This is a genomic window from Pseudomonas sp. PA-1-3F (genome assembly GCF_021609665.1).
GTDB classification, from domain to species: domain Bacteria; phylum Pseudomonadota; class Gammaproteobacteria; order Pseudomonadales; family Pseudomonadaceae; genus Aquipseudomonas; species Aquipseudomonas paracarnis.
In genome coordinates, this window is the sequence record NZ_WJZD01000001.1 from 277675 (window position 1) to 297892 (window position 20218).

General features: G+C 61.1%; 18 protein-coding genes and 1 rRNA gene. 9 read left to right on the top strand and 10 right to left on the bottom strand.

Features of this window, described 5'->3' with window-relative positions:
* The first annotated feature begins 7 nt into the window (after nt 1-7).
* Complete coding sequence (locus GIV26_RS01365; RefSeq protein ID WP_054921773.1) at nt 8-1378, top strand: GntT/GntP/DsdX family permease; 1371 nt, start codon at nt 8-10, stop codon at nt 1376-1378.
* A gap of 3 nt (nt 1379-1381) precedes the next feature.
* Here GIV26_RS01365 and GIV26_RS01370 read toward each other — a convergent pair whose 3' ends face one another.
* Nucleotides 1382-2671 (bottom strand): MFS transporter, encoded by a 1290-nt coding sequence (locus GIV26_RS01370; protein ID WP_054897172.1) that lies wholly within the window; start codon nt 2669-2671, stop codon nt 1382-1384.
* Between the two features lie 189 nt (nt 2672-2860).
* Here GIV26_RS01370 and GIV26_RS01375 point away from each other — a divergent pair, with 189 nt between their 5' ends.
* A complete protein-coding gene (locus GIV26_RS01375) occupies nt 2861-4279 on the top strand; it encodes a short-chain fatty acid transporter (protein ID WP_003188294.1) in 1419 nt (472 codons plus the stop codon).
* Between the two features lie 68 nt (nt 4280-4347).
* Here the strand turns inward: GIV26_RS01375 and GIV26_RS27205 are convergent, their stop codons facing one another.
* The gene (locus GIV26_RS27205) at nt 4348-4503 is read right to left on the bottom strand and encodes a HepT-like ribonuclease domain-containing protein (protein ID WP_365691595.1); all 156 of its coding nucleotides are present in this window, start codon (nt 4501-4503) and stop codon (nt 4348-4350) included.
* Between the two features lie 63 nt (nt 4504-4566).
* Nucleotides 4567-4857, bottom strand: a complete 291-nt coding sequence (locus tag GIV26_RS01385) for a nucleotidyltransferase family protein (RefSeq protein ID WP_032893707.1) — start codon at nt 4855-4857, stop codon at nt 4567-4569.
* A gap of 155 nt (nt 4858-5012) precedes the next feature.
* Between GIV26_RS01385 and acpA the strand changes: the two genes are divergently transcribed.
* The 3 genes from acpA to GIV26_RS01400 all read left to right on the top strand — a co-directional run bounded on the left by acpA (nt 5013) and on the right by GIV26_RS01400 (nt 8662).
* Nucleotides 5013-6713: an acid phosphatase gene (acpA, locus tag GIV26_RS01390; RefSeq protein ID WP_236279342.1), complete on the top strand. Its 1701-nt coding sequence runs from the start codon at nt 5013-5015 to the stop codon at nt 6711-6713.
* Nucleotides 6714-6832: 119 nt separating this feature from the next.
* A complete protein-coding gene (locus GIV26_RS01395; RefSeq protein WP_236279343.1) occupies nt 6833-8002 on the top strand; it encodes a hypothetical protein in 1170 nt (389 codons plus the stop codon).
* A 135-nt stretch (nt 8003-8137) separates the two neighbouring features.
* On the top strand, nt 8138-8662 hold the full coding sequence (locus tag GIV26_RS01400) for a hypothetical protein (protein ID WP_034128124.1): 525 nt from the start codon (nt 8138-8140) through the stop codon (nt 8660-8662).
* On the opposite strand, the gene can is transcribed toward GIV26_RS01400, so the two are convergent.
* Nucleotides 8659-9303, bottom strand: coding sequence for a carbonate dehydratase (gene can / locus GIV26_RS01405; protein WP_003188288.1), 645 nt, complete (start codon nt 9301-9303; stop codon nt 8659-8661). The two genes, GIV26_RS01400 and can, sit on opposite strands and share 4 nt — an antisense overlap.
* A gap of 138 nt (nt 9304-9441) precedes the next feature.
* Here can and GIV26_RS01410 point away from each other — a divergent pair, with 138 nt between their 5' ends.
* Nucleotides 9442-9846, top strand: a complete 405-nt coding sequence (locus GIV26_RS01410) for a hypothetical protein (protein WP_054897176.1) — start codon at nt 9442-9444, stop codon at nt 9844-9846.
* Nucleotides 9847-9965: 119 nt separating this feature from the next.
* Here the strand turns inward: GIV26_RS01410 and rimI are convergent, their stop codons facing one another.
* Nucleotides 9966-10418: a ribosomal protein S18-alanine N-acetyltransferase gene (gene rimI / locus GIV26_RS01415; protein ID WP_054897177.1), complete on the bottom strand. Its 453-nt coding sequence runs from the start codon at nt 10416-10418 to the stop codon at nt 9966-9968.
* The gene (locus tag GIV26_RS01420) at nt 10411-11157 is read right to left on the bottom strand and encodes a hypothetical protein (RefSeq protein WP_054897178.1); all 747 of its coding nucleotides are present in this window, start codon (nt 11155-11157) and stop codon (nt 10411-10413) included. The genes rimI and GIV26_RS01420 overlap by 8 nt, the downstream gene beginning before the upstream one ends.
* Nucleotides 11158-11344: 187 nt before the next feature.
* Between GIV26_RS01420 and mksB the strand changes: the two genes are divergently transcribed.
* Genes mksB through mksF form a run of 3 tightly spaced genes read left to right on the top strand, consistent with a single transcriptional unit; the run spans nt 11345 to nt 16156 of the window.
* Nucleotides 11345-12622: an Mks condensin complex protein MksB gene (gene mksB, locus GIV26_RS01425; protein WP_003188283.1), complete on the top strand. Its 1278-nt coding sequence runs from the start codon at nt 11345-11347 to the stop codon at nt 12620-12622.
* A complete protein-coding gene (mksE, locus tag GIV26_RS01430) occupies nt 12612-13319 on the top strand; it encodes an Mks condensin complex protein MksE (RefSeq protein WP_236279344.1) in 708 nt (235 codons plus the stop codon). Before mksB ends, mksE begins: the two co-directional genes overlap by 11 nt.
* A complete protein-coding gene (gene mksF / locus GIV26_RS01435) occupies nt 13316-16156 on the top strand; it encodes an Mks condensin complex protein MksF (protein ID WP_236279345.1) in 2841 nt (946 codons plus the stop codon). The genes mksE and mksF overlap by 4 nt, the downstream gene beginning before the upstream one ends.
* 187 nt (nt 16157-16343) lie before the next feature.
* Here mksF and GIV26_RS01440 read toward each other — a convergent pair whose 3' ends face one another.
* The 4 genes from GIV26_RS01440 to rrf all read right to left on the bottom strand — a co-directional run bounded on the left by GIV26_RS01440 (nt 16344) and on the right by rrf (nt 20216).
* Nucleotides 16344-18647, bottom strand: coding sequence for a PqiB family protein (locus tag GIV26_RS01440; RefSeq protein WP_054921763.1), 2304 nt, complete (start codon nt 18645-18647; stop codon nt 16344-16346).
* On the bottom strand, nt 18640-19263 hold the full coding sequence (locus GIV26_RS01445; RefSeq protein WP_054897181.1) for a paraquat-inducible protein A: 624 nt from the start codon (nt 19261-19263) through the stop codon (nt 18640-18642). The genes GIV26_RS01440 and GIV26_RS01445 overlap by 8 nt, the downstream gene beginning before the upstream one ends.
* Nucleotides 19250-19909 carry a paraquat-inducible protein A gene (locus GIV26_RS01450; RefSeq protein ID WP_034128130.1) on the bottom strand — a complete coding sequence of 220 codons (660 nt, stop codon included), beginning with the start codon at nt 19907-19909 and terminating at the stop codon, nt 19250-19252. The genes GIV26_RS01445 and GIV26_RS01450 overlap by 14 nt, the downstream gene beginning before the upstream one ends.
* 191 nt (nt 19910-20100) lie before the next feature.
* A 5S ribosomal RNA gene (gene rrf / locus GIV26_RS01455) occupies nt 20101-20216 on the bottom strand.
* Between the last annotated feature and the right edge of the window lie 2 nt (nt 20217-20218).

Sequence of the window (20218 nt, forward strand, 5' to 3'; positions counted from 1 at the left end):
TCCCGTCTTGGAGTTATCGACTGCCGCGTGGATGGTTCACGACACCCGCCTCATGCTCTGCGTGCTGTTGGCGATCGCCAGCATCATTGTGCTAATCAGCGCGACCAAACTGCCGCCCTTCCTGTCGATTTTGATCGGCACCTTTATCGCCGGGGTCGGCGCTGGCCTGCCGCCGGAAGAAGTGGCAAAGGCGTTCAGTAAAGGCGCCGGGGCGATTCTCGGCGAAGCCGGGATCATCATTGCCCTGGGTGCGATGCTCGGCGCGCTGATGGCCGAATCCGGCGCGGCCGACCGTATTGCCACCACGTTGCTCGGGCTGGGCAAAGGCAAGTCATTGCCCTGGGTGATGGCGTTGGTCGCCATGGTGATCGGCCTGCCGCTGTTCTTCGAAGTGGGCCTGGTGATGATGGTGCCGATCATCTTTGTGATGGCCAAGCGTTCGAACCAGCCGTTGCTGAAGATCGCCATCCCTGCACTGGCGGGCATGACCACCTTGCATGCCTTGATGCCACCTCACCCTGGGCCGCTGATTGCCGTAGGCGCATTGCACGCCGACCTGGGCCTGACCATGTTGCTGGGCTTTTGCCTGGCGGTGCCGGCAGTGATCCTGGCCGGGCCGCTGTATGGCAACTGGCTGTCCAAGCGCCTGCACGTGGATGAGCCGGCCGATATCGGCGCCTTGTTCAGCGCACCGCCCAAGGCCCCGCGCCAGCCGAGCTTCGGTGTGTCGCTGCTGATCATTCTGTTGCCGGTAATCCTGATGCTCGGCAGCACCTTGGCTAAAGTCGCGTTGGCGCCGGAAAGCACCCTCGCCCTGACCTTGAAATTCCTCGGTGAACCGCTGGTCGCCCTCGGCCTGGCCGTAATCGCCGCGGTCGTCTGCCTGGGTTGGGCGGCGGGCATGCCACGCGCCGACGTCGGCAACACCCTGCGCAAAGCCCTGGCGCCCATCGCCGTACTACTGCTGACTATCGGCGCCGGCGGCGGCCTCAAGCAAACCCTGCTGGACGCCGGCGTCAGCCAGACCATCAGCAAAGTCGCCGAAGGCGCGCACATGCCCTACCTGCTGCTGGCCTGGCTGATCGCCGTGGCCCTGCGCCAGGCCACCGGCTCGGCCACCGTCGCCACCACCACGACCGCCGGCATCCTCGCGCCGATGATGGCCGGGTTGGCGGCGACGCAAAGCTCATTGGTCGCCCTGGCCATCGGCGCCGGCTCGGTGTTCTTCTGCCACGTCAACGACGCCGGGTTCTGGATGGTGCGTGAGTACTTTGGCTTGCAGTTGAAACAGACGATCTGGGTGTGGTCGGTGTTGCAGACGATTGTTTCGGTGGTCGGGTTGGTGGGCACTTTGTTGCTCTGGCACTTCCTGACCTGATCCTCAGGCGGCCAGGCTGTGGCGTTTGCCAAACAACGCCACACTCGCCACCCCCACCGCCCCCATCACCACGCAATACCCCACGCAGATCCACGGGCTGGTCGGCATCAGCGCGATCAACAACAACGGTGTAGTACTTGCCCAGAGTGCATAGGCAATGTTGTAGGTGAAGGAAATGCCCGACACCCGCACCTGCGCCGGAAACAGCCCGACCATCACCGACGGCACCGCGCCCACCACGCCGCAACTCAGGCCCGCCACGGCATACGCCGCGCCGAGCCACACACCGCCGGCGATCAGGCTGGCGTACAGCAGCGCAATGCCCACCGGCAGCAACAGGCTGTAGACCAATACCGCGCGCCATGCGCCGATGCGGTCCACCAGCAGGCCGGCGAGCACGCAGCCAATATTCAGGAAGACGATGCCCAGGGCGCTGAGGGCGAAGGTGTGGCTGGGGCTCATGCCGAAGGTTTTCTGCATCATGGTCGGGGTGATGACCACCAGCACCACCACAGCAGATGTCAGCACGCAGGTGAGGATCATCGCCGGCAGCAGCACGGCGCGATGGTCGCGCAGCACGGTGCGCAAGGGCATTTCGGCGGCGGCTTGGCGACGCGCCTGCATCTCCAGGAACACCGGGGTTTCACTGAGCCAGCGGCGCAGCCATACGCCGATCACACCGAATACGCCGCCCAGCAGGAAGGGGAAGCGCCAGGCGTAATCGAGGATTTCGGCGGGGGTGAAGACCTGCGCTAGCAAAGTGGCGGTCAGCGCCCCCAGCAGGTAACCGAAGGTCAGGCCGGCCTGCAAAAACCCCAAGGCATAGCCACGATGGTGACGCGGTGCGTGCTCGGCGACGAAAGTCCAGGCGCTGGGCACTTCGCCGCCCACTGCTGCGCCTTGCAGCACGCGCAACGCCAGCAGGATCAGCGGGGCGAAATAGCCGATTTGCGCGTAGGTCGGCATGACGCCGATCAACAGGCAGGGCAAGGCCATCATCAGGATGCTCAGGCTGAAGACGCGCTTGCGCCCCAGGTGGTCGGCAAAGTGCGCCATCAGGATGCCGCCCAGTGGACGGGCGAGGTAGCCGGTCACGAAAATGCCGAAGCTTTGCAACAGGCGCAGCCACTCGGGCATTTCCGGCGGGAAGAACAGTTGGCTGAGGGTCAGCGCAAAGAACACGAAGATAATGAAGTCGTAGATTTCCAGGGCGCCGCCGAGGGCGGCCAGGCCCAGGGTTTTGTAGTCGGAGCGGGAAAAACGCTGCGCCCGTGGGGAAAAGGTGGCAGTCATGTGCAGGCTCGGCAGGCAAACAAAAAAATGGCGTGCAGGTTATGAGCTGAGCCCATCGATGGCAATCGTGACAGATATATTTGTTTTACTCATTGATCGTTGAAGATAACAACATTCCCAAATCAATGGCCGTAGAGGAACATGCCGTAAAACTGCCAAACCCCATAATAACTACAAGAGGAAAGACTCGTGGCCGATGCTATCGAAGACAGCCGCTATGCCCGATTTGCCCTGCGTTGCTCCAACTTCGCCGAGCGCTGGTTTCCTGACTCCTGGGTGTTTGCCGCCCTCGCCGTGATCATCGTCGCCGTGGCGACCCTGGGCATGGGCGCCGCGCCGGCCGAAGCGGCCAAGGCATTTGGCGATGGGTTCTGGAGCCTGATCCCGTTCACCATGCAGATGGCCTTTGTGGTGATCGGCGGTTACGTGGTCGCCAGCTCACCGCCGGCAGTGAAGTTGATCGACCGCCTGGCGCGCATTCCCAAGAATGGCCGTTCGGCTGTGGCCTGGGTGGCGTTGATTTCCATGGTGGCGTCGTTGCTTAACTGGGGCCTGTCCCTGGTGTTCGGCGGTTTGCTGGTGCGGGCATTGGCCCGGCGCACGGATTTGCGCATGGACTACCGTGCCGCTGGCGCTGCAGCGTACCTGGGCCTGGGGGCCGTATGGGCGCTGGGGCTGTCGTCGTCGGCCGCGCAGTTGCAGGCCAACCCGGCCAGCTTGCCGCCGTCGATCCTGTCGATCACTGGGATGATCCCGTTCACCGAGACTATTTTTTTGTGGCAATCCGGCGTGCTGTTGCTGGCGCTGATCGTAGTGTCGCTGATCATCGCCTACGCCACCGCGCCTGGCCCCAACAGCGCCCGGGATGCCAAGGCCTGCGGCATTGACCCGGCCTTCAACCTGCCCAAGCCGCAGGCGCCGACGCGCCCCGGTGAATGGCTGGAACACAGCCCGTTGCTGACGATTCTGCTGGCGTTGCTGGCGGCCGGCTGGCTGTTCCATGAGTTCTCGACCAAGCCGGCGATCAGCGCCATCTCGGGGCTCAATACCTATAACTTCCTGTTCATCATGGTGGGCGCGCTGCTGCACTGGCGCCCGCGCAGCTTCCTCGATGCCGTGGCCCGTGCGGTGCCGACCACCACCGGCGTGCTGATCCAGTTTCCGCTGTACGGTTCGATCGCCGCACTGATGACGGTGGTCAAGGGCGGCGACGGCCAGACCCTGGCGCACCATATCTCGACGTTCTTCACCTCCATCGCCTCCCACGACACCTACGCCCTGCTGATGGGCGTTTACTCAGCAGTGCTGGGCTTCTTCATCCCCTCAGGTGGCGGCAAGTGGATCATCGAAGCGCCGTATGTGATGCAAGTGGCCAATGATCTGCAATACCACCTGGGCTGGGCGGTGCAGATCTACAACGCCGCCGAGGCGCTGCCGAACTTGATCAACCCGTTTTATATGTTGCCGTTGCTGGGTGTGCTGGGGCTGAAGGCACGGGATTTGATCGGGTTTTCGTTCGTGCAGTTGCTGGTGCATACGCCGCTGGTGTTGTTTCTGCTGTGGGCGTTGGGAACGACGCTGAAGTATTTGCCGCCTGTGATGCCCTGAATAACGGGTGACCGCAACTGTTGGTAAACAGTTGCGGTCAAGGATTTACAGGAAGGCGTGCCAATAGATCAGGTAATGCACTCTGTACAAGGAATATGTGAATGGCGTGCCGCGAAGTCCGGATGCTGATCCATGATTTTCGTCGACACTTCACCAATGATGATCAGGCTCATGACCACAGCTTGTTGTGTTCGCCGGTCCTCCAAAAACTCTTCTTTGCTCAAGCCCTCTACAAAAGTGATCGCGTCAGTGGCAGCTTGCCAGATAATCCCCTAGCCGACTTTCCGTCATACTGGCCGGGCCTCCGCTAGCACTTTATCGCGAAACTTCAAAGGCAAGTCGCCAGGCGTAAGCAGGTCGACATTAACGCCGAGCAAGTCCTCAAGCTCGACCTGCAACCCACCGAGATCAAAGAGCGTTGTGCCCGGCGGCGCGTCTACCAGCAAATCAAGATCACTGCCTTCTTGGTCAGTCCCCATCAGTACCGACCCAAATACTCTGGGATTGGAAATACGGAAACGTCCGACCACTTCTCGTACAGCCGTTCGTTGCAGATCAAGTGCAGTTGAAGGTCTCACGACTCACCTCAGTGATGTGCGTTAGAAGGGCAGTCTAGCAGCGCCTGAGCCGTGTAGACACGCCCCGCCCATCACACGCCTGTCTTTGTTCCGTCACATTCCATTGCTACCGTCCTGCGAAATATCTTGCAACATCTCGCCAAGGATTTCTCGCAATGAGTGACGAGCACAACGACCACCCTGCCCACGACTGCGCCCCCAAAACGCCGGTAGACACCAGCCGTCGGCGCTTCCTCGGCGGTGCGGCGGTGTTGGGGGTGGGGGCGACCTTGAGTGCCTGCGGCAATACCAGCGAAGCACCGAACCCACCCGTGGCGCGGCCGCTCACGCCCCAGAAACTGGACAAGGCGCTGCGCGAGCAGGTGAAAACCGTGGTGGTGATTTATGCCGAGAACCGCAGCTTCAACAACCTGTTCGCAGATTTCCCCGGGGTGGAGAAACCGCTGTCGGCGTTAACCGCCAAGGACTTCCAGCAGCGCGACCGCGATGGCAGCGTATTGCCTGCCCTGCCACCGAGCTGGGGCGGTGTGTTGCAGGTCGGCCCACAAACGGTGGACGGGGTGACTTACCCCAGCGAAGTGCAATTCCAGCAAAACCTGCCCAACGCGCCGTTCGCCCTCAAAGGCCCGCAGGGCGAAGACCTGCCATTGAGCCTGGTGACCCGCGACCTATGGCACGTGTTCTACCAGAACCAGATGCAGATCAACGGCGGCAAGAATGATGGTTTTGTCGCCTGGGGCGATTCCGGTGGGCTGGTGATGGGCCATTACGCCCAAAGCCGTTATGCCCTGCGCCTGTGGGACGTGGCCAAGGAGTTTGTGCTGTGCGATAACTTCTTCCAGGGCGCGTTTGGTGGCTCGTTCCTTAACCACCAGTACCTGATCAGCGCCACCGCGCCGTTTTATCCCAATGCCGCGCAGTCGGTGGCCAAGGCGCAGATCGCCACGCTGCAAAGCGATGACCCCAGCGGCACGCGCCTAAAGCCCTTGGACACGTCACCGGCCAGCGCCATGACCGGCCCGCCACAATTCGGCCCCAGCGCATTGACACCCGATGGTTACGGCGTAAACACCCTGGCCCCACCCTACTGGCCCACCTGGATCCGCGACCCGCAAAACCCGGATTATTCCAAGCCCGACCTGCCCAATGTGCTGGTGCCGCAAACCCACGAGCATATTGGCGACAAGCTGTCGAAGAAGAACATCGACTGGGCCTGGTACGCCGGTGCGTGGCAAGCCACCCTGGAGCAGTTCAAGGACTCCGGCGGCATCCCCAAGATTCCGAATTTCCAGTACCACCACCAGCCGTTCAATTACTTCAAGCAGCAAGGCCCGCAAAACCCGGCAGAACGTGCCAGGCGCCTGCGTGACGGCGGTTTGGGCGATGAGTCGAGTACCAACCGGTTCTTCGCCGACGCCCAGGCCGGCAAGCTGCCCGCTGTGAGTTTCTACAAGCCCCAGGGCAACCTGAACATGCACGCTGGCTATGCCGATGTGGCCTCGGGCGATCGCCATATCGCCCGCGCCTTGAAGGTGCTGCAAGAGAGCCCGCAGTGGAAAAACATGGTTGTGGTAGTGACCGTGGATGAAAACGGCGGCTGGTGGGACCACGTGGCTCCGCCCCAGGGTGACCGCTGGGGCCCGGGCTCGCGGGTTCCGGCGCTGGTGGTGTCACCGTTTGCCCGCAAAGGCACGGTGGACCATACGGTGTACGACACGGCATCGATCCTGCGTTTGATCACCCGGGTGTTCCAGTTGGAAACCCTGGACGGCCTCAAGCAGCGCGATGACGCGATGATCGCGCGCGGCCAGAAACCCATGGGCGATCTGAGCAATGCCTTGCAGTTCAGCCTGTAGGGGCTTATCCAATAACGACATGCCGGGCGATTTAACACGCGATTTTCCCGGTCAGCCGCTACTGTGTGCAGGTGGGCTTCCATCCCGCGCAGACGGGCTTCGCTGACAAGGAATCGACTATGTTTAAACCGACCAGGCTGTCCTTCACCCTCGCCGCACTACTGGCGAGTGCGGTCGTACAGGCCGACATCGAGGTGCCACTGGGCAACACGCAGCGCGTCACCCAGTTGTTCGCGTACCCCAACAACTGCAATGTGATCTGCTTCCGGCCATGGTCACTGGAGCAGACCGCCGAACACTATTTGAACCAGAGCCTGCAACGTGACGGTTACAGCCGGGCCAAGGTCAGTGTGAAGACCCACGACGGTCAGGTCACGGCGACCTTCAGCGGCGTGCCCGACAGTTACGGCCAGCCACTGACCACGCTGCTCAATACCGCCGACCTGGCTTACCAAGGCGCCAGCCAGCTCAACAGCGATGGCAAATGGGCCTACAACTGGTACCTGTTCCTGCCGTTGGGCATGGCCCTGGAAAACCGCAAAAGCATCGAGCTGTTGCACTTCCCTCCGGATTACTCGCTGACCCAGGCCCAGGATTACCTGGAATCGGCCACCACCGACCGCTGGGCCACCTTGTTAAGCGAAAATGGCGTACCGGCCACGGAAACGCCGGCGTACCAGACCATCATCGATATCGCGCCCATCGCTGCGCCGTCCAATGCCGGCAAAGACCTGGAAACCGTCTACGGGTATTTCACCGACTACCAGACCCGCATGGTCAAGGAACTGAGCCTGCGCCCTGGCGGCGCATTACCCATGGTGGCCTTCGGCGCGCCAGTGCGTAGCTGGATCAAGCAACAATACGGGCAAACCGTGGGCGTGCTGAGCCTGGCGCAGATCAGCCCGGAGCCTGGCAAAACCGTCGCAGTATTGGGCGCCAACCACCCAAGTTACATTTGGTATGCGGCCTGCCCCGACAGCTATGACGGTGATGAACAAAAGGCTGATGACGCCGGTTTGAAAGTGATGGGCCAGGACTTGAGCGCCGCCTGCTGGCAAGCAGGCATGGGCCAGAAACCCGCCAGCGATGCGAACGTATTGCTCAAGGCCTGCCTGAACACTTGGCAAGTCACGCGCAAGGAGCAGACGTGTGAATTGTTCTACACCTCGGTGCGCCACCTGACGCCCGAGCAGGCCAACGCCAAGTGCGCCACAGCACCTATCAAAGCGCAGTTGAAACTGTTGAGAAATGCCGCTCCCACGCCCACCGTCATAGCCCCCGCGCTTTAAGGCGAAGAAACCGTTTCTACTGTCAACTTTGACAGTAGAAACCGGATCCCACTTCGGCGAATCTAGGGCCGCGCCCATTTGCTGCAAGACTGGCCGTCACACCCGCAGGTCCATGCAGCCCCGCTCAGGAGAGTGATGAAAACTCGAGCCATGGATAAGGCTGAAACGGCTGTGAATGACTGCCTCTATCCCTTCAAGACGCTGCTCGTGGAACAGGGTTACCCCTCGACCGAGCACTTTGAGGTCAAGCAAGAGGCTGAAGGGGTTGCGGCCAGGGTCACGGCGCGCGTGGCCTTTGAGAGTCGCACGCGCATTGCTAAGGTTTCCGGTTATGCCGTGAGCGAACGGCGCCCGTACACGCTGCAACTGTCACCCCGCATCCACTTGTACGATTGTTGGCTCTGCGGCCTGTTACAGCACTCCTGCAACCCGAACGTGTTTCTAGACACGACGTACCTGGAGCTATGGACGGTGCAACCCATCGGCGCCGGCAGCTTGCTGACGCTGGATTACGCCACCACCGAAGACACACTGGCCCGGCAGTTCGCTTGCCATTGCGGCGAGCTGAACTGCCGGGGCTGGATCACCGGCAGCAAGGAGCCGCTGAACGCCGAAGGCCAGGCCTTCATGGCCTGGTGGCGTGAGCACAAACGACCTTAGGCTTCGCCCAACGGACGCAGGCGGTATTGCGGCGGCAGTTGCTCGAAGCCACTGATGGTGGTGTTCAAACTCTTCCAGCGACCGTCCTTGATGCCATAGATGCAGCCATGGATCGACAGGCTCTGCCCACGATGCCAGGCATTTTGCACAATGCTGGTGTGGCCGACGTTGGCCACCTGCTGGATCACGTTGAGCTCGCACATGCGGTCCACACGCTCTTCTTCGGTCGGCAACTGGGCCAGCACATCGCGGTTTTCGTAGTAAAGGTCGCGAATGGTGCGTAGCCAGCCGTCGATCAGGCCGAACTGACGGTCCTGCATCGACGCACGCACGCCGCCACAGCCGTAGTGACCGGTGACGAGGATGTGTTTGACCTTGAGCACGTCCACCGCGTACTGGATCACCGACAGGCAGTTGAGGTCAGTGTGCAGCACCACGTTGGCCACGTTGCGATGCACAAACAGATCACCGGGCAACATGCCGACGATCTCGTTGGCCGGTACACGGGCATCGGAGCAGCCGATCCACAGGTATTCCGGGGTCTGCTGGCGGGCGAGCTTGGCGAAGAATTCGGGATCTTCCTGTTTGATCGCGTCCGCCCAGCGTTCGTTGTTATCAAGCAGGTCTTGTAGTTCGTTCATCAGGGAAGCCTCAGGAATGATGCGCAGGTTTGTGACTGACAAGCCCTCGTCCGGGTCACGCCAGGCGCTAATTAGCTTGAATTTTTTGGCTGCCATGCCTGTCCACACACTATAAGCCCCACAGTATGAGGATTGGCCATGACTGAATCACGACGTCCCTACGGCGCAACGCAGCCGGAACCGATCGATGACAACGAAGACCGCATGGGTGAGATGCGCGAGCTGGATTTTGACGAGCAGGACCAGACTGCGGAAATCGGCGACGAGCTGCCCCGCCGTGAGCGCGACCATCTGATGCCCGACGAACGGGTGCGCGAAGCCGGGCTGACCGGCGCATCGACGGATGATCATGAATCCACCGACGACGATATGAGCCCGGAGACGCTGATCCGTGAGGACGGCGCGCGGGATGCGCAGGAGGAAGGCGAAGACAATGCCGCCGACTATGACTTGAGCGTCGTGGGAGAGAATGACATTGGTGGCGGGAATGGGTTGGATGAGGCGGAACTGGCTGATCTGGACCCACTGAACGGCAAGCGCTGACCCTGTGGGAGCTGGCTTGCCTGCGATGGTATCACCGCGGTGTTACTTGAAGACCGAGGTGCCTGCATCGCGGGCAAGCCCGGCTCCCACAGAGGTTCTGCACATAGGGGGCTCTGTATTTAATCGACCAGGGTGCACGCCATCACGACTGCATCTTCGCGGCCACCCACCGCCGGGTAGTAATCCCGGCGACGGCCGATCTCGTTGAAGCCATAACGCTCATACAGGCGAAACGCGCCGGTATTGCTGTCGCGCACTTCCAGGAAGCACTCCCGGGCATTGGCCGCATAGGCACGGGACATCAGGTGTTCCAGCAAAGCAAGGCCCAAACCACGGCCCTGGTTTTCCGGCTTCACAGTAATGTTCAGCAAGTGCGCTTCATCGAGAATGATCTGCACCACCCCGTGCCCCACTTGCTGCTCGCCTTCGAACATCAGCCAGATCTGGTACTTGCCCAGCCCGTCGAGAAAAATCCCGCGGGTCCAGGGGTGGCTGAACGCCGCGTATTCGATTTTCAGCACGGCCTCGAGGTCGGCCTCGGTCATCGGGCGAAAGGATAAAGCCTCACTCATCAGTTGTTTTCCAGCGCGCCATCAGCCGGCGCATGGCTTGCCAGACATCAGCCTTACGCTGTGGCTCTTCCATTAATAATTCCAGGCCCGGCAGGGCCCACACCGAACCCAGGCCTTCAACCTGCAGCTCGCGGTACCAGGCCTCGGCGTTTGCTTCACCGGCAAACCGCACAGCGGGCAGGCCGATCAGCCACAGGCACACGCAAGGCTCGTCTTCCAGGCGTGCCGAGACAAACCCCTGGACGAAATCTCGTGCGGCCTCGGGGCCCTGGTCCATGGTGCCGCGCACCAGCAGCGGCCAGCGCACCGGCTCACCGACGATTTGCGGGCTGTCGGGCAGGCCGGCGGCGCGCAGCATGTCCTTGAGCAACAGGTAGGCCGGGTCGCGGGACTGGAAACGTTCGCCGGTCGGCAGTTCCACCAGCAACAGGCAACGCCCGGCCCGCAGCAATTGCAGGGCAAAGCGTGGCGGCGGCACGACCGGCGCCTTGGCCACCGGCGCAGCCTCCTCCACCACCTTGGCAGCCTTGGTCACCGGCGCAGGGCGCGGCACTTCGATCTTGGCCCGTTCGACCACCGGGCGCGTCTCAGGGGTGGGCTTGACCACCGCCACGGGCGCGGCCGCTTCTTCCCCCGACGACTCGAACGCCTCATAAGGCTCAAGCGCCTGCAACAACTCGGGCCGCGACGGCGCGGCAAACGGCAGTTCGGTGCGGGGCAGCCAGTTGACCACCTGCATGGCGGTCAAGTAAGCGCGACGTCGGGACTCGATAAGCACAGCTCGGCCACTTGTGGATAAGTAAAGAGCGGGGATTCTACCGCTGTTCGGCAACAATCGCCCACTGCGCACTGACCGGCTGTGGATAAATCCCGCGCCTGATGCAGTACAATCGCGACTTTTAATCGCCAACCAGCCGGCCATTCCCATGATCGAACCCAAGCGCGTCCTGCGCGCCCTCGCCGAACACTGGGCCTTACTTGAGCCTCTGTGCGAACACTTCGACCAAGGCACCCTGAGCCTGGCCGAGCTGCGCGCACAGTTGGCCGCCCAACAACTGGACAGCACGCCCCAGGACATCACCAGCCTACTGGACGTGTGGATTCGCCTGGATATCCTGGTACCTGTCGCCAAGAGCCCGAACCGTTTCGAGCTCAACGCGCAGATCCACGACTTCCTCGCCTATCTTCGCAAGGAGCACCGGCTTGGCCTGTGCCTGGAAATCGAAGCCTACCTGCGCCACCTGGAGCGTCTGGCCGGTTACATCCAGGACGCCTTCGACATCCGTGACGGCCACGACCTGGCCCGGCAACTGCGCCTGCTGGATATGCGCGTGCGCGATGTGCTCAAAAAACTCGCCAACGACGAACAGGCCCTCGCCGCCGTGGCCGACCGCGCCAAGACCAGCGACCGCCAGATCCCGTTGCGCCAGCGTTACGCCGAGGTATTGGCGACCTGGGACGAATACGTCGAGCCGATGATCCAACTGGTGAACGCCGACGGCGCCTTCGAGCAAGGCGTACGCAAGGTGGAAAACGTGCTGCTGCGCATGCTCACCGAGCAACAGCGTCTTGGCCACCTGGTAGATGACGACATGCTGCTGCGCACCCATGCGCGCATCCTCGAGATGCAAACCAGCGCCCAGTTGACCTTGCGCCATGCGCGGGAGTTGCTGCTGCCGCTGCGTGAAGAAGCACGCCGGCATAACGCCGTGACTCGCGGTGCGGCGCTGGCCCTGTCGGCGATTCGCCGCAAAGGCCTGGACGCGGTGCCGCAAGCGGCGATGCCGATGTTCACCCGGCCGCAAAGTACCTTTTTGGGCAGTGCGAGCCAGGTCGAGGCCTATGTGTATGCCCTGGCCAATTTCGAGCCCAAGCCGGCGCGTTTCCCCAAGGCGCACAAGTCCCACAAAGGCGAAGCCCCGCGCGCACCGCGTACGGTCAAGGAAATGCTCGAACGCTGCGAAGACGCGCTGCCGATGCCCGACCTGATGACCTGGCTGCTGGAGCAGGAACCGGACGGCGCCACCGATGAATTGCTGTACTGGTTCTCGCGCCTGTCCCGGGAAAAACGCTTCAAGCGCGAGCGCCTGGAACGTCGCGATTACCACACCCACGAGCACCAGGTCAGCCTGCGCTCCTTCGCCCTGCTCCCGGCCGGCGTCGATGCCACTGAGAATTCTGCGAGCACGCCTTATGCATCTTGATCTATCCGAACTGTCCCAGCTGGCGCCGATCTTTCGCGAGCTGTTCAAGGGTTACCACGTCAGCCGTCGCGACCCGGAGCTGTACGCGCAATTGTCGAACTTCCAGGACCAGTACCGCACGCTGTTCAAGGCCCTGGGCTTTGAGCTGGTGTGCGATACCCGCGGCTTCTATTACTTCGTGCCGGACACTGCCGTGGCTGCCGCGCAGGTGAACAAAACCGCCCAGCGCCTGGCCCTGTTCACCTTCATCATCGTCGAACACCTGGCCGACCAGGGTCGCGACCCGATTGCGGTGCTCGACGGCGGCAGCCTGGGCCGCGATGAATTGCCTTCGTTGCTGGAGAAATACCGTGACCTGTTTATCCAGGCCGAGGTACAGACCCAGGAAGAGCTCGAAGAAAAAATCATGCGCCGCATGACCCAACTGGGTTTTGCCAGCGAAGACAACGGTATCTACCGCTTCCTGCCGCCGATGCACCGCTTCCTGGATGTGTGCCTGTCGGTGCAGCAGGACCGCGACCTTGCCGCCAGCGTACACAGCGTACTGCCGCTGCCGGCACCGGTGATTATCGACGAAGACAGCGACGAGAAACTGCTGAAGACCGATGACCCGCTGGATCTGAGCGCCTTCACCGAAGAAGGCGAAGAAGATGCCCTGGCCCGTGCCATTGCCGAAGAACAGGAGACCGACGCATGAGTAAGGAACGCTACGGCATCCGCCGCTTCGCCCTATTGAACACCGCCGGTTACAGCCTGGGCTTGTTCCCGCTGGAAGAACCACTGTCGGTGTACGGCGCCAACAACCTGGGTAAATCCGCCTCGATCAACGCCTTGCAATTTCCGATCCTGGCACGCATGTCGGACATGAGCTTCGGCAAGTACACCCTGGAACAATCGCGGCGTTTCTACTTTGCCACCGACACCAGCTACATCCTGGTAGAAGTCTCTCTGCCCCACGGCCCGCACGTTATCGGCGTGGTCGGCCGCGGCCCGGGCGGTGGCTTTGGTCACCAGTTCTTTGCCTACGCCGGCAAGCTGGACCTGGCCCACTACCAGAAAAACGACACCTGCCTGCGCCAGAAAGAGCTGTTCACCAACCTTGAGCGCGAGGGCCTCAAAGCCTACGAGCTCAAGCCCGATGAACTGCGGCGCTTGCTGGTGGGCGGGCATACGTCGGTCCCGCTGGACCTGACGCTGATTCCGCTGCGCTCCACGAGCGAGCAGAGCCTGAAGACGTTCCGCGCGCTGTTTATCAACCTGCTGCACATGCGCGAAATCACCGCGGCCAAGCTCAAGCAACTGTTCCTTGATGCCTTCGAACACAGCCTGCGTTCGGGCAGTGTCGACTACATCGCGGCCTGTGAAGAAGCCTTCCGTGATGTGCGACGCATGGAGCAGGACTACAACTCGCTGGTGGCTGCCGGCCCCTTGGTTGAAGCCCTGGCCAATGGCGTGAAACAGCGCGACGCCCTGCGCGGCAAACTGCATCGCCTGTCACCGCTGCTGGATTCGTTGCTGGGCACCTGGTCGGACTACGCCAGTGCGCGCAAGGAAGAGCTGACCATCCAGGCCGAACACTACCGCAACGAGCAGGACGCGCTGCAAAACGACCAGCGCGGCGGCACACAGGAGCTGATGCGCCTGGAGCGGGAAATCAGTGGCATCCAGCGTTGGTTGGGCGAGTTGTCGGTGCTCAAGCACCGCTTTGCCCTGGTGGATGACGTCAAGATGCTGGAGCAGCAATTGCTCGCCGCCAAGGATGCCCACGATGAACTGGCGGGCGCCTTGGCGCAGTCGCGACAGTTCAGCGCCGAGGACTTGGAAGAACGCCTGCGCGACCTGGAAAAGCGCTTGAAGTCGGTCAAGCAGCAACTCGATCACGCGGACAACAACAGCTACGCCAAGCTGCGCGAAGAATTTTCGCAGCAGGATGTCGAGCGCCTGATGCGCCTGTTCAACAGCTCGCTGTTCAGCCTGCCGCTGGGCGAACATGGCATCACGCTGGACGAGGACGGCCAGTGGGTCAAATCCCTGGAGCAGATTCTCGATGGCTTCAAGGGCGAGCGCTTTGAGGTGCCGGGGCTGTCCATCGACATCTCGCACATCGAGCCGCCGGCACTGCAAGCCCTGGCGGATCGCGCCGCGTTGCGTGACCAGAAAGAGCGCCTGGAAAAAGAGCTCAAGCAACTGAAAACCCAGCAGGCCGTGGCGTCCGACCGCGCCGCAAGCAAGACCCAGACCGAAGCGCTGTACCAGCAGGTGCTGGACGCCCAGAAGGCTTTGGAAGACTTCCGCCGCACCCAGACCCTGAGCGCCGAAGAAGGCGAGAAGCTGGAAAACCTCGCACAAATGGAAGCGGCCCAGGATGAGCTGAAGCGCTCTAGCGATGCCTTTACCGAGCGCGTTCAGCAACTGTCGGCCAAGCTGCAATTGGTCGGCCGCCAGATCGGCGATATGGAAGCCAAGCAACGCACGCTGGATGACGCGTTGCGCCGTCGTCAGCTCTTGCCGGCGGACCTGCCGTTCGGCACGCCATTCATGGACCCGGTCGACGACTCCATGGACAACCTGCTGCCGCTGCTCAATGACTATCAGGACAGTTGGCAGGGCTTGCTGCGCGCTGACGGCCAGATTGAAGCGCTGTACGCCCAGGTACGCCTCAAGGGCGTAGCCAAGTTCGACAGCGAGGATGACATGGAGCGTCGTCTGCAACTGCTGATCAACGCCTATGCGCACCGTACCGACGAGGCGCTGACCCTCGGCAAGGCGCGCCGTGCAGCGGTCACCGACATCGCCCGTACCCTGCGCAACATCCGTAGTGACTACGACAGCCTGGAACACCAGTTGGCGTTGTTCAACCGCGAGATCAACAAGCGCCAGGTCTCCAACCTGCAAAGCTTCCGCATCGTACTGGCGCCGAACAAGGAAGCGCTCAAGCATATCGACCAGATCATCCACAGTGCCGGTCAGTATGAAGAAGGCGAGACCCTCTCGGTGTTCGACCTCAGCCAGAGCGCCGAACAGGACAACAAGAACGAAGAAGCCAAGGAATACCTGGCTCGCCTGGTCGCCGCCAACCATAACCAGTTGGGCCTCAAGGACTTGTTCGAATTAGCGTTCGAAATCACCAAGGTCAACGGCCAGCCGGTGATCCATACCGACATCGACGGCGCTGCGTCCAACGGCACTACCATGACCATCAAGGCGCTGACCAACATGTACTTGTTGCTGCACTTGATGGACCGCGACCAGGCCGGCCGTGTGCGCTTGCCGTACTACCTCGATGAGGCGGCGGACATCGATGAGAAGAACCAGGCAGCGCTGCTGGAAACCAGCCTGCAATTGGGCTTTGTACCGATTCTGGCCAGTGTGAAGCCGCAGGTGTCTGCCCAGGTGGCGATTGACCTGGAGGGCGGCAGCGGGCCGAACGGGATCTACATTGATGAGGCGGACTGGAAGTACATCCGTCGCCATGATGTGGTGAAGGCGACGATGAATGTGCAGGCGGACGAGCCGGAGCTGGATGAAGTCTGACGGGCTGTACTGAAAGGCAAAAAGGCCGCGATCTTTTGGGATCGCGGCCTTTTTTTCGGCTTGGGATTTGCGGTGTGTTTGTGGGCCTCATCGCGGGCAAGCCCGGCTCCCACAGTTGGAATGCATACTTGCTGAAAATGCATATCCCTGTGGGAGCAGGGCTTGCCCGCGATAGCCGCGCCTCGGTTTATTTACCGAGTGGAATCTTAGGCGCCCAGGTCAGCCATTCATCCTCAAACTTGTCGAACAACGGGAACGTCTGCTGCGGCCGTGCCGGGTTACCCATGCGCTCGCCATCCGGGGTGGCAAAGGCGATGCCGCCGGCCACCAGCGTTTCAAGGGACTCGGTACGCACGGTCGCGCCCTTGAACAAGCCGAAGTCGAGGCCAAAGCCGCTGGTGTTCCAGAAGCGGCTGCCACTGCGTACCAGAGGTGCGTACTTGGGCTCGATCAGGATGTGCACCAACACACGGTCGGCGGTCTGGCCCAGCTCATAGCCGGTGACTTTGCCGACCGTCACTTCACGGTAGGTCACCGGTACCCCTTCCTTCAACGAACCACGGCGGGCGGCGCTGAGTGTGAGGCTCAGGCCAGCTTCCTGATGCACGGTTTCAGGCGGCTGAGTCAGGGCGACAAAGCTCTTCTGCGGGCCGGCGTTTTTCGCGGCCGGTTGCACTTCGATGTATTGGCCAGTGACCAGGGTCTCCAGGTTAGCCGTCTTCATCAGCCCCAGTTCCGGCTTGACCACCCAGAACTGGCTGCCCGTACGCGCAATGCGGTCCGCAACCTGAGTGATACGCGCCTTGAGCAGCACCGACTGCATGTCGGCACTGAGGTCGACACTCTCGATCTTGCCCACATCCAGTCCCTTGAAGCGCACCGGTGTGCCGGCGCTCAGGCCGTCGGCTCGGTCGACTTTGATGGTCACCAGAGTGCCGTGCTGGTTGGCGGCATCACGGTCGGCATACAGGCGAAAGCGCGGGATGCGATGTTTTAATGGCACGTTCGGTTCCGGCGTTTCGAAGGCGATACCGCCCGCCATCAGGCTGGCCAGGGATTCGCTTTTGACCTGGATACCGCCGGTGAGCCCGCCCGTAAGGGTGACGCCGCTGGCATTCCAGAAGCGCGTCGAGCCGTTGACCAGGCTTTCGTATTCCTTCTCGATATGAACGCCGATCACCAGTTGTTTTTTCTTGCGTGAAAACTGGTAGCTCTGCACCGAACCGACTTTGACCTGTTTGTACAGAATCGGGCTGCCGACATCCAACGAGCCCAGGCTGTCGGTGAGCAACACCATGTGCAGGCCCGGGGAACGCAGGTCCAAAGGTGGCGCCTTGGCGCGGGCTACGTATTCGCGTTGTGGCGGGGTGCCTTTGTCGCCTGGGCGAATCGCGATGTAGTTGCCCTTGACCAAGGCCTCCAGGCCGGTGATGCCCGCCAGGGAGATGGACGGCTTGACCACCCAGAATTGCGTGTCTTCGACCAGGTAATCTTCAGCCAATGGATCGAGGGTCAGCTCGGCACTGGCGCTGGACAGGTCCGGGTCGATCTTCAGGGTTTTCAGGCTGCCGACCTGGATGCCTTTGTACATGACCGGCGTACGACCGGCCTGCAGGCCTTCAAAGTCGGTGAGTTTGACCTTGACCTTGATGCCCGCTGCGGCGGCGTCGAAATCTTCGTATAGGCGGAAAGGCAGGCTCGGGTCGGTGGGCGGGCTGTCTTTGCGGTTTTCAGGAGTGGCGAAGGCGATACCACCAGCGACAATGCTAGAGAGGGATTCGCTGCGCACTTTCAAGCCGGAAAGGTTGGCGTCGATACTGATGCCGCTGGCATTCCAGAAACGCGTGTGTTTGCGCACCAGGTTGGCATAGGTCGGCTCGATATAGACCTTGACCTCGACGGTGCTCTGGTCTTCAGACAGCAGGTAGCTTTTAACCTGGCCGACCTGAATCTGCTTGTAGAACACCGGACTGCCACGGTTCAACGAGCCCAGGCGATCGGCCTTGAGGGTCAGGTGCAAGCCGGGCTTGGCGTCGGATAACGGCGGCTCTTCGGAGAGCGCCTTGAACTTGCGCGTGGGCTCGCCATCACCGGGGCTGGCGGCAATGTAGTTACCTGAAACCAGGGTTTCCAGGCCGGTGATACCGGCAAGGCTGACGCTGGGTTTGACCAACCAGAAGCGGGTGTTGGTCTTGAGGTACTGCTCCACGTCCTTGTTCATCTCGATGGTGGCGATCACCCCGCGATTGCTGCCTTCGTCATCCAGGGCCAGGGTTTTGACCTTGCCCACGGTCATGCCTTTGTAGACCACTTCGGTCTTGTTGACCTGAATACCTTCGCCGCTTTCAAAGCGAACTTGAATCTCGATACCTTGCTGGGAATAGGCACGCCACCCCAGCCAGCCACCGATGATCAGGGCAATCAGGGGCAGCACCCAAATGGCCGACCAGTTAGAGGCTGGGCGGGTTTTAGCTTTAGGCAAATCACTCATGGTCGTCGTCCGACTCCGTGTTATCCCAAATCAGTCGGGGATCGAAAGTTACTGCGGCAAACATCGTCAAGATCACCACACTGGCGAACGCCGCAGCGCCGAGGTTGGCCTCGATACTGGCTAGCCGCCCAAAGTTAACGAGCGCCACCAGGATGGCGATCACGAAGATATCCAGCATGGACCAACGCCCAATGAACTCGATAAAGCGATACATCACAATGCGTTGTTGCGCGGACAGCGGTTGGTGACGCTGCACCGAGAACAGCAGCAGGCCAATGCCGACCAACTTGAAGGTCGGTACCAGGATACTGGCGATGAACACCACGGCAGCGATAGGAAACATCCCGTGCTGCACCAGTTGGATGACACCCGACATGATGGTGCTGGGGTCGCCTTGGCCAAGGGAGCTGACCGTCATGATGGGTAACAGGTTAGCGGGGATATACAGGATCGCCGCGGTGATCAACAGCGCCCAGGTACGTGTAAGGCTATTGGGGCGACGGGCATGGATCAACGCGCCACAACGTGTGCAGAGCTGCTCCTCGCTATCCGCTTCCTGCTTGTTCAACTCATGGCATTCGGTACAAATCAGAATACCTGCATCAATCGCCCGCATGGTCATCCTCTCCTGACAGCGCTTGCCAGATCTGATGGGGCGACATCACCACCTCAAGCAGAACTTGAACCATTAATAGACTCACGAAGCAGACCAGACCCAGGCCAATTGTGATGGAGGCCATGTCGGCGAGCTTTACGATCGCCACCAGCACACCCATCAAGTAGACCTCCAACATCCCCCAGTCCTTCATGTGGTGGTAGATGCGATATAGCAGCAGCCCGTAATTGCGCCCTATGTTCCAGCGAATACTGAGCAGCACTGCCAACTGGCACAGAAGCTTGAGCAAGGGGATGCCCATGCTGCACAGGAACACCACGGCGGCAACGCCTTGCATGCCCGTATCGAACAGGCCAACGACGCCGCTCCACACGGTGTCCTCCGAAGACTGCCCGAGTAGATTGAGCTGCATGATGGGCAAAAAGTTCGCGGGGACGTACAGCAGCAGGGCTGCCAGTACCAAGGCGAGACTGCGCTCGACCACATTGTGACGGTGAGCGTATAGCTCGTAGCCGCAGCGTGGGCATTGGGCTTTTTCGCCGAGGGCGAGCGTTGGTTTGCGCATCAGCAAGTCGCACTCATGGCATGCCACCAGATCGTCTAGCGGTAAATCCGATACCTCGTGGGCATCAACCGGATCGGGCATAGATAGGGCTCTGACTCTAAAAATGATTAGGTGGCTATTCTAGTGGTGTCGCTCAGAAATAACTGTGCAAATTTGTCGGGGCAGTCAGGTCGGAGGTTGGGGCGCACAGGTGTACGGGGACAAGGTGGACACTTTTCGAGCGCCCAAAACAAAACCCCAACTGCTTTCGCAATTGGGGTTTTGGAATTTAATCTTGACGATGACCTACTCTCACATGGGGAAACCCCACACTACCATCGGCGATGCATCGTTTCACTGCTGAGTTCGGGATGGGATCAGGTGGTTCCAATGCTCTATGGTCGTCAAGAA